8 protein-coding genes are annotated in these 12,021 nt (G+C 40.2%); 4 read left to right on the forward strand and 4 right to left on the reverse strand.

From position 1 onward, the window contains the following. The first annotated feature begins 1 nt into the window (after position 1). Both ACE1CA_RS03085 and ACE1CA_RS03090 read left to right on the forward strand, forming a co-directional pair. On the forward strand, positions 2–1,513 hold the full coding sequence (locus ACE1CA_RS03085; protein ID WP_486517635.1) for a hypothetical protein: 1,512 nt from the start codon (positions 2–4) through the stop codon (positions 1,511–1,513). A 310-nt stretch (positions 1,514–1,823) separates the two neighbouring features. Next, a complete protein-coding gene (locus ACE1CA_RS03090) occupies positions 1,824–3,551 on the forward strand; it encodes a pentapeptide repeat-containing protein (RefSeq protein WP_413281262.1) in 1,728 nt (575 codons plus the stop codon). 11 nt (positions 3,552–3,562) lie between these two features. On the opposite strand, the gene wecB is transcribed toward ACE1CA_RS03090, so the two are convergent. Both wecB and ACE1CA_RS03100 read right to left on the reverse strand, forming a co-directional pair. After that, positions 3,563–4,705, reverse strand: a complete 1,143-nt coding sequence (gene wecB / locus ACE1CA_RS03095) for a non-hydrolyzing UDP-N-acetylglucosamine 2-epimerase (RefSeq protein WP_413281261.1) — start codon at positions 4,703–4,705, stop codon at positions 3,563–3,565. A gap of 273 nt (positions 4,706–4,978) precedes the next feature. Continuing rightward, positions 4,979–5,359, reverse strand: a complete 381-nt coding sequence (locus ACE1CA_RS03100) for a hypothetical protein (protein WP_413281260.1) — start codon at positions 5,357–5,359, stop codon at positions 4,979–4,981. A gap of 546 nt (positions 5,360–5,905) precedes the next feature. Here ACE1CA_RS03100 and ACE1CA_RS03105 point away from each other — a divergent pair. Next, complete coding sequence (locus ACE1CA_RS03105; protein WP_413281259.1) at positions 5,906–7,348, forward strand: type IV pilus twitching motility protein PilT; 1,443 nt, start codon at positions 5,906–5,908, stop codon at positions 7,346–7,348. Positions 7,349–7,436: 88 nt separating this feature from the next. Beyond that, the gene (locus ACE1CA_RS03110; RefSeq protein WP_413281258.1) at positions 7,437–8,195 is read left to right on the forward strand and encodes a circadian clock KaiB family protein; all 759 of its coding nucleotides are present in this window, start codon (positions 7,437–7,439) and stop codon (positions 8,193–8,195) included. A 76-nt stretch (positions 8,196–8,271) separates the two neighbouring features. Here the strand turns inward: ACE1CA_RS03110 and ACE1CA_RS03115 are convergent, their stop codons facing one another. After that, the gene (locus ACE1CA_RS03115) at positions 8,272–9,798 is read right to left on the reverse strand and encodes a thioredoxin-like domain-containing protein (protein ID WP_413281257.1); all 1,527 of its coding nucleotides are present in this window, start codon (positions 9,796–9,798) and stop codon (positions 8,272–8,274) included. A gap of 176 nt (positions 9,799–9,974) precedes the next feature. Further along, a complete protein-coding gene (locus tag ACE1CA_RS03120) occupies positions 9,975–11,654 on the reverse strand; it encodes a hypothetical protein (RefSeq protein ID WP_459563713.1) in 1,680 nt (559 codons plus the stop codon). Positions 11,655–12,021 lie beyond the last annotated feature (367 nt).

A 12,021-nucleotide genomic window follows, 5' to 3' on the forward strand; every position in this document is an offset into this window, starting at 1 on the left:
AATGATCGATAGAATGATCAAATTTAAATCTATTCAATCCCTCGATCGCATTGCCATCACACTCATCGGAGTACTGACTATAGCTATTGCTATTCTCCTATTTCAGGGCGATCGCTCAGTACCTCACGTCCGAAGTTTTACCTGGCAAGATAAACAAATTGGTGTAGAACACGATCGTTTTGTAATTACCTTTACTCGTCCAATGGATCGCGCCAGCGTAGAAGAAAATTTGAAAATTAATCCACCATTACCAGGGAAATTTAGCTGGGCAGGACGTAGGTTAGTTTACACTTTAATTTCTCCGGCTCCTTATGGGATGGAGTATCAACTAAGTTTAGAAAAAGCAACTGATAAATATAGTAATTCGGGAAAAGCAGGCGCAATTCTTCAACCTTTTTCTGCGAAATTTCGCACTCGCGATCGCGGATTTGCTTACATAGGTGTAGAAGGGCAAAATTCAGGAGAATTAATGTTAGTAAATCTCAGCGCTAATGAACCTAAACCAATTGCCCTAACTCCGCCAGATTTAGTAGTATCGGACTTTAAATTATATCCTCAAGGCGATCGGATCTTATTTCTGGCTAACGATCGCAATTCTCAACGTCAAGGCGCTCTCCAAGCCAAAATTTATGAAGTAACAACTGGTATTCGTACTAATCCACCAGATCCACAAACCGCTTCTCAAGAAACAGCAGGTAAACTAAAGTTAGTTTTAGACAACAAAGATTATCAAATTTTGAAATTTGATTTATCTCCTGACGGGGAAACGATCGTAATGCAGCTAGTGAGTCGTCGCAACCCTGGAGAGTTTGGAATCTGGACTTTACAACCTAATTCTGCACCAAAACCTTTACCAGGAAAACCCGGAGGCGACTTTTTAATTACTCCAGATAGCAAAGCTTTAGCTGTGACTCAAGGGGAAGGATTGGCGATCGTTCCCTTAACAGGTTCTCAAGATCAACCATTAGATTTTTTACCCAAATATGGCTCAATTTTAGCCTTTTCTCGCAATGGTTTAGCTGCCGCTACAGTAAAATTTAATCAGGACTTTACGCGATCGCTATTCCTCGTTAATACTCAAGGTACAGAAAAAGAATTACAACGCATTAATGGTTCCATACTCGATGCAGAATTCGACCCTACAGGCGAAATTCTCTATTGTTTACTCACTCAACTTGTCCCTGGCGATCAATATCAAGAACAACCATACGTTGTTGCCATTAACCTTAAAACTGGAGAAACTAAAAAACTATTAGAATTCTCTTCCAATCAAAGACAAGTGCGAATGAATTTATCCCCTGATGGAATTGCTTTATTATTTGACCAACCATTAATTACACCACAACCCGCAGCTGGAATGTCTGATGCAGTAAGAACAGATGACAATGCAGCAATTGTTACTAGTAAATTATGGTTATTACCGATTTCTTCAATTAATACCACCGAAACCTCAACCACTTCTAACCCAGAAGAACTACCCATCACCGGAGTTCGTCCTGTTTGGCTACCTTAGTAATATCGAATACCCAAATATTTGCTACAAATAACTAATGGGGAGGTGGGGAGAAATCTGTAGCATTATTTTTTTATGCGATATAACCATTTGACATTAGCGATCGCAGAATCAGAATTTACTCTCTGACTTACTCTACTACAAAATTAGGTATAACGCCCTACATCAGTAACATCAAAAAATCCAGCTAAACTAAAGTTAACTTAAGGTATCAGAAAAGTCTTTGGTTTTGCATTTTGGGATTTCAGTGATATTTTACCTCTGAAAACTCAATCAACAAGGCTAGAACTTTTCTTTTTCAGGGGAAGCAATGGAAGCACAAGAATTTCTTACTCGTTATAAACAGGGAGAACGCGATTTTACTGGTGTCGATTTAAGTAAAGCTATTCTTACTGGTATTAACTTACAAGACATCAACCTCACAGGCGCTAATCTTACGGGTGCTAATCTCAGCTGGTCATTTTTTAATCGCGCTCAATTAGTTAATGCTTGTCTTCGCCAAGCCGATCTCCGCCATGCTACTTTTACTAATGCTAATCTCTGTCAAGCAATTTTAAGCGGTGTAAACTTAACTAAAGCAGATTTACATTTTGCTAATTTACAAAGTTCTGATTTAAATTGGGCAGTGTTAGAACAAGCAGACCTCACTAGCGCAAATCTCCAAGGTGCGAAACTAGACCAAAGTAATTTGGAACAAGCGAAATTAACTCAAGCGCAATTAATACAAGCCGAATTAATGGAAGTAAATTTGCGAAAAGCACAGTTAATTAATGCTAATTTAAATAGAGCTAATTTGCGCGAAGCAAATTTAGAATTAGCTGACTTAAGAGATGCAACTTTAATCGGAAGTAATTTAACTGAAGCTAACTTAAATGGGGTTTGTTTGCGGGGTGCAGATTTGAGCGAAGCAGATTTACATCGGGTAATTATGACTGGTGCAGATTTAAGTGATGCTTGTTTGAATAGTGCGGATCTAAGTCGAGCTAATTTAGCTGGTTCCTATTTGTTAAAAACTAGTTTTAGAAAAGCTTATTTATTAAGGGCTACTTTGGAAGATGTGTTAATGTTACGGGCTGATTTAAGTGAAGCAAATTTTCGCGGTTCTAACTTAAAAAGAGCCGATCTCAGCGGTGCTTATTTGCGCGATACAACTCTGAGTGAAACTGATTTAACGGAGGCTTTGTTTTTAGAAAGTAGTTTAATTCGGGTAAATTTAGATCGATCGCAAATGACAGGTTGTTGTATTTACAATTGGCAATTAGAAGATGTGGATCTTTCCCAAATTGATTGCGATTATGTTTTTACTCAGTTTAATTACGCTACCAAAAGCCCTACCAATCGTTATCCCAACGGGCGCAATTTAAAACCTGGAGAGTTAGCCCAACAATATCGAGAAGATAGTATTCATATCAAATTAAACTTTAAAGAACCACCGAATTGGGAAGCTTTAATTTTTTCAATAGCTAAACTCGAACAAGATTTTCATAATCTAAAGCTGACAATTAAATCTTTTGAGTCAGTCGCAGGTGCTTATGTATTAAAGATTAACTCTAATCGTCCTGTCAATAGTAAAAATTTGCGATCGCGTTTAGCAGAAATTTACTCTAACATGATCGATCGACTGCAAGCAAAACGCCAGAAAATTCTGGGCTTACTAAATATAATTGAAGCCAAAGTTGAGCATCCTATAGCAACAACATCGCCTCCACCAGAACCAGTAGATGAAGAAGACCTCAACTTATACCGCGAAGTAGTCCAGCAAATCGAAGTAATTATTATGACTCAACCACCAGAAAAACTAGTCGAAAGTATCCAAAGATTAATAAATTTTCTCAATGTAAAAGGGCTTTCTACCGAAGAAATTTACAATAAAATTATTGGTCAAGCAATCCTCCGTCGGGCTAAACAAGACCAATCATTTCCTAAACATCTTAACCAATGGGAAAAAAGTGCTGCACCAGCAATTCGTCTCTCTCCCATTGGTTCGGCAATCCGATCGGCGATCGCTATTCTGTGGCAAGAATCCCCATATTCTTGATTAAGTTAATTTTAGACTGATGGCGATTTGAATTTTGCATTAGTTTGACAATAGTTTTCCACTATTTGTAAAATCCGTTCGGCAGCATGACCATCACCAAAAGGGTTAACAGCTGTTGCCATTGCTTGGTAAGATTCTCGATTACACAATAATTCACTGGCAGTGGAAAGAATACGATCGGGATTAGTACCAACTAATTTAGCTGTACCAGCTGCGATCGCCTCTGGACGTTCTGTAGTCTCTCGCAAAACTAAAACTGGTTTCCCCAAACTCGGTGCTTCTTCCTGAAGTCCACCAGAATCAGTTAATAACAAATAACAGCCATGAATCGCTGCTACCAATTCTGTATAATCCAAAGGTTCTGTCAGAAAAACTCGCGGATGATTTCCCAAAATTTCCTTTAACGGTTCTCGAACAGTGGGGTTACGATGTAAAGGTAATAATAAAGCTGTATCAGGAAACTTTTCTAAAATTAACAAGAAACCTTTAGCAATATTTTGTAACGGTTCCCCCCAATTTTCCCGGCGATGAACTGTTGCTAATAAAGTGCGATATTTCTGCCAATTCAAATTCGGAATATTACAACTCGGATTTTGCTTGGCTACAGTTAATAACGCATCAATTACTGTATTCCCAGTTTGGTAAATTTTTCCTACAACTGCCGATCGCTGCAAATTTTCCACAGCTAAAGCAGTCGGCGCAAAATGTAATTGCGTAATTTGGGAAATTAAGCGCCGATTCGCTTCTTCTGGATAGGGATTAAATAAGTCATCCGTTCGCAATCCCGCTTCTACATGACCAACGGGAATCTTTTGGTAAAATGCGGCTAATGCAGCTGCAAACGCAGTAGTTGTATCTCCTTGAACGATCGCCAAATCAGGTTGCACTTCTGTAAATAAACTTTGCAAACCTGACAAACTGCGACAAGTAATATCCGTCAGCGTCTGCTGAGGTTGCATGATCGCCAAATCGCGATCGGCATCAATTTTAAACAAGCGCATCACTTGTTCCACCATCTCTCGATGTTGACCAGTTAAGACCACTTGAGTCTCAAAAGCAAGCGATCGCTTAAACTGTTGAATCACCGGAGCCAATTTAATCGCTTCTGGTCGCGTTCCCAGAATAATACAGACTTTGTAGAGAGATTCAGCCATAAAAATCCCAAGCTAGTAAGACAAGGCAGAAGGCAGAAACTTTTCCAACAGCCTCAATTATTTTTAACTGAATAGCTATTTCTGCCACACTAATTACATCGAGTCAACTACCCGATCGTAATATCTTATAACAACTGCCAAACTCACTCTTAAGATTATTAATTTCTTTGCGCCTTCAATCTTCTACCTTCTTTGCCTTCTACCTTTCTCAATCAAAAAACCCGGCTGCTACCGGGCCTTAGAACCGTCATCAAAAACGGCTAACTAGGGTCCTTAATTGGAAGAATCAACATCACAAGTTAAAGGACAAGCAGCATAGATAGAACTATGACTTGGATTTTCATCTCCCCGCAACCAATTTAACCAAGAAACTTCTTGAGGATTTACTCCTTTATAAGACAGCATTGCTGCACCAGCAATAATTGAGAGTACATTCAAACCTATTAAACTGCCAGCAACTAACAATACCGCACTAACTGGCATGATTGACTGCAATGCGATCGACAACACAGACCCCACAACCACCATCAACATTACAATCGGGAACCCTACCACCAACAAGCAAACCGATAGCGTAAACGTCCAAATTAAAAAGCTTTTAATTGCACCAAATGAATAAGACTTGGTTGAGTTGAGGCTTTTTGCTAAAACCATACCCATCTCTCCTTGAGTAATCTCAAATTATTAAACTTGGCTGAAATCTTGTACTGTGCAATCCCAGTTTGTCTTACCAGGTGGTTCTAAGTATAGATTAAAGTTTTAGTTAAGATGAGCGATCGTTCAACAAACTTTACATTCACCAATAGACATTTATGTTCCTGCAAAACCATCAGAAAATTTTCCAGCAACCTACCATAAACCATTAAATTTAAAAGCACCGCTTCTCAGTGCCATCTCTCTACAGATAGACCCTGCCATAACCCTAATGTCCCCACTATCCAAAGAATCATTACAAAATAACTTGCTTAACATTTCTTATAATTTACGCCAATTGCTCTCATAATTCATAGATCCGTTTTAGGGACTAGGGACTAAGGACTGGGAAGAAGAAGGGGTTAGAGGTTAGCTCCGCTTCACCGAAAATTTAAAATTTAATGTTGTTCAAGAGGAATTTTTGGGAAAACTTCATATAGAAGAGATAGAGGCGACAGCCTCTATCCCAAAGCTAAAGTTTCCTATTCTTGTAAATCCAAGAGACTTATGACAGATTCAAACCGCCCACAAACGCCTCCTCCACCCGGTTCTCGCCCCCTTCCTCCCGGAGGAGTCCCCCCTGCTGCCAGGAGAGTTCCACCCGGACAAGCAACGCCTGGAGCAGCACAGCGGAATGCAGATGAAACCATGCCTTTGCCACCCAGCGCCAGACCACCCGGAGTACCTCCTCGCACTCCAAACGCAGGGGCAACACAGACAGTGGCGCGGATGCAGGGTGCCGGGGCAACACAAGCAACTCAACAACTATCATCAGCACCAACACAAACCATTCCCCCCTCTGCACCACCCAGAGTGCCGCAAAACCCCCCGCCATCAATGACAGCACCAGCTGCTGTTCGACCAGTAGAAACCTCTCAGTTAGCCGCAGGACAACCCACTTTACTGGAAATCGTAAAAAAAGCCTTTGATGACGGAATTTCTGACATTCACGTTGGCGTAGGCGAATCTCCACGCTTTCGCAAACGTGGCGACATTATCGGCACAGATTGGCCCGTCACCGACGAAGCCACATTTATGAGTTGGCTACAAGAAGTACTTAGCGACGAAAACATTCGCAAATTTGAAGAAAACCTAGACTTCGACGGAGTTACTCAATACGAGTTTTCCCGCGCCCGGATTAACGTTTTCGGTTCAATGAGAGGGCCAGCAATGGTCATGCGGTTGATTCCGAACAAAATTCTGTCAATGGAACAGTTAAACTTGCCCCCTGTTTTCAAAGATATTTGCCACTACCACAAAGGCTTTATCTTAGTAACAGGGCCTACAGGTTCTGGTAAATCTACCACAATGGCGGCAATGGTAGATTACATGAACAAAAATATGGCAAGGCATATTATCAGTATTGAAGACCCGATCGAATTCGTACACACCAGCGCTAAAAGCTTGATTAAACACCGGGAAGTAGGAATTCACACCAAGAAATTCGACAACGCCTTAAAAGCAGCTTTGCGGGAAGACCCGGATTTGATTATCGTTGGTGAAATGCGGGATAAAGAAACAGTTAACACCGCCCTCAAAGCAGCACAAACAGGTCACTTAGTTATGGGAACGTTGCACACAAACAGTGCGGTGAAAACCATCGAACGGATACTTAACCTTTACACTGCTGAAGAACAACAATCAATGAAAGTTGCTTTGGCTGAATCTTTAGTCGCTATTGTTGCTCAGGGATTGTGTAAAACCACAGATGGCAAACGTGCTGGCTATCACGATATCCTAATCAATACCGACGCGATTAAAGAGTACGTTATCCAAGGTAAGTATGAAGAAATTACTGGGATCATGCTGAAGTCCAAATTCGATGGGATGCAAACTATGAACCAAGCACTCTTAGCTTTGTATCAAGAAGGTCGAATTACTGAAGAAGAAGCTTTGGAAAAATCACCAACACCTAACGAAATGGCTCAGTTCCTCCGAGGTCGTGTTTAGCACTAAAATTAAAAAGGCAAAAGGAGCGATCGATCATCTATTCTTTTGCCTTTCGTCTTTCTCCTTCTGTCCTTGTTGAATAGTTGCCTTGAATCAAAATCATCCTCAGTTGCCAGAACTTTTTAAAGGTATTGCATTGTTTACTCCCGGTGGAGATCTCATTTATTGCATTGATCCGAATAAACAAGGTCGATGGCATTTAGATTTATGCGCCGGGTTACAAGAAATGCTAGGACTATCAGAACCTCCACATTTTTTAGTTCCTTGTTACACAGCTACTATTGATAAATGGTTAGACCCGCGCACTCAAGAATTAAGAATTTCTGCGGAAGCTTACCCTTTAGTAGTGCGACATCAAGCATTATTAAATGCTGTCTTTGGTATTGATAATTTAGTTTGGCAAGTTGCTCCTTGGCAAGAAGGACTTTGTGATTCTATTGTTTTGGCTACTTATCGCGAACAATTTCCCCAACTTTGGGAAGAAAATGATTTAGTAGTTAAGTTTGAAAGGAATGGTTTAATCAATTATTTTCATTCAACAAACGATGATTCTCGTCTTTTACCTCCAGAATCTCAAGGTTATGTTTTGCGTTTGTTTGTGTCAAATTACAGTGTAGCTACAGAAAGAATTCTGCAAAATTTGTATAAGTTGTTAGAAGAATCTCTTAATTGTCCTTATACGTTAAAAGTAATTGATGTTTTTAAGCATCCAGAACAAGCAGAAGCAGACCAAGTTTCTGCTACACCAACTTTAGTCAAAGTTTGGCCTAAACCAATTAAAAGAATTGTTGGTGAAATAGAAGATATGAATAAAATTTTGCGGTTGTTGTTGCCTCCTGATGCTTAAATAATTTGGTTCGTTGTGAGGATTTCCGTCTTCTATTTGTTAAAGTAAGGTAACGACTTCAGTCGTTACAACAGACCTAAATTGTAGTTTTGGGAATGCAGACATCAGGGGCACATAAGTTGGGAAATTCTATTGTAGTTACTTTAAATGTATCTAGTTCTACTCGACGAATTACATGATTATTGGTATCGGCAATAAATAGGTGAAAACTTACTGCACTTAAACCACTTGGTTCAAAAAATCTGGTGTTTTTTCCTTGACCGTCTTGATGTCCGGCAACTCCATCTCCTAACATGGTTTGACAGTGACCTGTGTGAGGGTCTATGCGCTTAATTTTGTGATTGTAAGTATCGGCTATCCAAAGATAATCTGGGATATATCTTACTCCTAAACAATGTTGCAATCTGACTTCGGAACCGATACCATCTATATCACCAAATCCGAATAATTCTCCGCTACCACAAACTGTGCGGACTTCTTCTAAATCAGCTAAACCAACGGCGCGAATTGAACTGATCTCGCTATCGGCGATGTATAATTCTCTGCGATCGCTAGTCATGCCACTAGGTTGAGCAAAAGCTGCGTTACTGAGAGAACCGTCTACACAACCTTCTCCACCTGTACCAGCATAAGTGCGAATTACACCTGTTTCTAATTCCAATTCCCAGATTTGGTGTAGTCCTGCCATAGCAATATATAAGTTATTGCCGACTTTTTCCAAATCCCAAGGGGAATTAAGGGCTGTTTCTAATGCTTGACCAGTATGAGAATTTATATAATGACCTTTTTCCCCAGTTCCGGCAATAGTTTTTACTTGTTGATTTTTTAGGTCTACTTGGCGTAAAGTATGATTTTCTGTGTCTGCAATGTAGAGGAGTTGTTGTTCTTCATCTAATGCCATTCCTTGAGGGGCAAAAAATTGTGCTTCGGTAAAATTACCGTCAGTTAAGCCAGATTTTCCATTACCAATTATGTGTAATACTTCGCCTTCTAATGTGCTAATAACTATCCGATGATGTCCTGTATCAGCAATAAATAGTCGATTTTCTTCGCCGTCAGCTAGTACTTTTCCGGGAAAAGCTAATGGTGTGGTTAATGGGTGTTTTTGTTTTTCTAAGTTTAGTGAGAATTCTTGAAAGTTGAGGCTTCCCTTTTCTTGATTTGCTTGAATCATTTGGGAAATTAATTCGTCTAATGTGTCACGATGTCCTTCTCCAGATGCGGTACTTACACAATAACTGTCTGGATCGATTATGACTAAAGTAGGCCAAGCACGCACAGCATATTGTTGCCAAATTTCAAAGTTTCGATCTACTATTACCGGATGTTCGATGTCGTAACGAAGTATGGCTTGACGAATGTTTTCTACTTCTTGTTCGTTGTCAAATTTGGCGGAGTGAACGCCGATAACGGTAAGGATATCTTTATATTTTTGCTCTAAGTATTTTAATTCGGGGATGACGTGCAGACAGTTAATGCAGCAATATGTCCAAAAATCTAAAATTACTATTCGCCCCTTTAATTCTTTTAAGGATAAGGGCCGATCGGTATTTAACCAAGTAAAGTTTTGGGGTAATTCTGGCGCTCTAACGCGAGGTGCCATAGATTCTCCTTCTTTAGGGGCGATCGCATCCATGTTACTCCATTACTTAAGCCTATCACTACAATCCGAAAATTAAGCTAATCGGAAAAAACAGAAACAGGAGTCAGAAATTTATTCGGTCTTCTGACTCCTGTCTCCCCATGTTTGTAGCTCAAAAATGTCGCTTTGGTAACTATTTATTCCACAGAAACACTTTTTACTGCTGTTTCTTCGGTATTAACCGCAGAACTTGTATCTTCCGCCTTTGTTTCTGCTGTTGTTGCTGGACTTTCTTCGGAAGCTGGTGCTGGTAACTTTAATTCTACTATAGGCGCTTCTAAAGGAATAACTGGCAACCTCGATGGAGATTTCGCCTCCTTATCACCCCCAGGTAACTCGAAGCGTTGCAACAACTTTCTAAAATTCCACTTGTTTGGTTTGGTATTGGGTTGTGTCTCTGTTATCTCTGCTGGAATTTCCTGTTCCTCAATAGGCGTATCTATAACCTTGGTTTCCACCAAGGTTTCTCCTGATGGTGCTGATACTTCCTGAATTAGCGGTTCAGCTGTTGGGGTTTCCGTAACTTCGGGTACAGGTAGGGGTTCTAGTTCCGCTTTCGTTTCTGGAATTGGTGTAACTTCCGGTTCAGGTATTGGTGTTTCTGGAACTTCCGGTATCGGTAGTTCTAGTTCCGCTTTTGTTTCTGGAATTGGTGTAACTTCCAGTTCAGGTATTGGTGTTTCTGTAACTTCCGGTATCGGTAGTTCTAGTTCTGCTTTTGTTTCTGGAATTGGTGTAACTTCCGGTTCAGGTATTGGTATTTCTGTAACTTCCGGTAAAACTTCCGGTAAAACTTCTTCCGTTACGGGTGTTTCTTCTAGCGGAATTTCTGGTTTGGTTTCTGGAATTGGTGTAACTTCTGGTTCTGGTGGTTTAGGTGGGGTGTAATTGCGATCGACTATCCCACGAGCATCGGCAACAGAAAGTTCACCTCGTACCAATTTCGCTAGACTATCTGTACCATTCGGCTCATAACTCACCACCCGCACTGTACTGTTATACACATTTTCTAAAGGCTTGCCCTGTTCGTCTAGCAACTCCAATTTCACCCAATTTTTCCCCGATTTAAACCCTTCAAGATAAATTGGTTGCCATTTATCAATCAGGAAGCTTTTACCGTTAACCGTACAGCGAATTTTCCAATCAGCTATTTCATCATCGGCATCTTTTTGCGCTACCGAATGTAAAGGCACATTGGTCAGGTAAAAGTCCACCATGATCGGTTCCGCACCGTAGCTACCTTGAGGACTGATATATGTTAGCAGGGGTTGGTCAGGATTTGGGTTATTTTCCTCAGTTTTGGTAAAAATATGGAAGGTAGTTTGGGTATAAGCACCCTCGTTTTTAAAACTTTCATGCCAAGGACGTGAAGCGAAAACTCTGATAGTGTGAGTACCTGCGGCTAAGTCGGAAAAAACTAAGGGTTGATTGGGGTCATAAACTGCTTGATAAGGTTGATTGTCTAAAAAAACCTCCAAGTGTGGCCCTAATGCTAAGTCGGAATTTTTGAATATGGGTAAACCCTGAACCTGAAATTTTACTGTAACGTTATTGTCTTGTAAAATTTCCCCTGATTGGGGACTAAGTATGCTCACTTGCGGTTGGTAACTTTCTAATCCTTGACGCAACTCTTGAATAGTTTGGGGAGGCGATACTTCTACAATGTTTTTTTCTATGCTTAACCCAGACTCAGGTTTATCTATCTCACTTTGTTTGGTTGGGGTTCCATTGGCACAACTTACTAAACTAAGAATTACCAATGCTGACAATAAGAAACTTAATAGCTGTTTAGCCTTTCTCTGTCGCCAATTTTGCATATACACCTTTTAATACTCCTAAACAACCCATAATAGACTTCTCAGTAAGCTATTCATTTGAGACTATAGCCGAAAATGGCTCAGTCCCTTCAGGTTTAAGTGTTAATCACTAATTAACTTGATTGTTAAACTTTGCTAATTTTTGAGTTTTGTAAACTAAATCGCAACACCCCTTGACTTTTTGACCAAGAGTTATAGGGTAAAAGCTAGTAGGTGTCTATGCTCTGGGATATTTGAATTATTGTTAACTGGTTTCAGAAAGAACGGGAAGCTAGTCCTATAATTCATCAAAAGGAACTACCCCTTGCCAAACACAGGCCAGCCACAAGCTAGAAGCACTGATTTGGTGAAATTTTCTTAAAGTTGG

The organism is Floridaenema evergladense BLCC-F167 (assembly GCF_041929205.2).
Taxonomy (GTDB): domain Bacteria; phylum Cyanobacteriota; class Cyanobacteriia; order Cyanobacteriales; family Aerosakkonemataceae; genus Floridanema; species Floridanema evergladense.

Bases quoted from the DNA above. Each gene is read 5' to 3' on its own strand.
- ACE1CA_RS03105 (WP_413281259.1), top strand. From the start codon at position 5,906: ATGACAGATTCAAACCGCCCACAAACGCCTCCTCCACCCGGTTCTCGC.
- wecB (WP_413281261.1), bottom strand. From the start codon at position 4,705: ATGGCTGAATCTCTCTACAAAGTCTGTATTATTCTGGGAACGCGACCA.
- ACE1CA_RS03090 (WP_413281262.1), top strand. From the start codon at position 1,824: ATGGAAGCACAAGAATTTCTTACTCGTTATAAACAGGGAGAACGCGAT.
- ACE1CA_RS03115 (WP_413281257.1), bottom strand. From the start codon at position 9,798: ATGGCACCTCGCGTTAGAGCGCCAGAATTACCCCAAAACTTTACTTGG.
- ACE1CA_RS03120 (WP_459563713.1), bottom strand. From the start codon at position 11,654: ATGCAAAATTGGCGACAGAGAAAGGCTAAACAGCTATTAAGTTTCTTA.
- ACE1CA_RS03100 (WP_413281260.1), bottom strand. From the start codon at position 5,359: ATGGTTTTAGCAAAAAGCCTCAACTCAACCAAGTCTTATTCATTTGGT.
- ACE1CA_RS03085 (WP_486517635.1), top strand. From the start codon at position 2: ATGATCGATAGAATGATCAAATTTAAATCTATTCAATCCCTCGATCGC.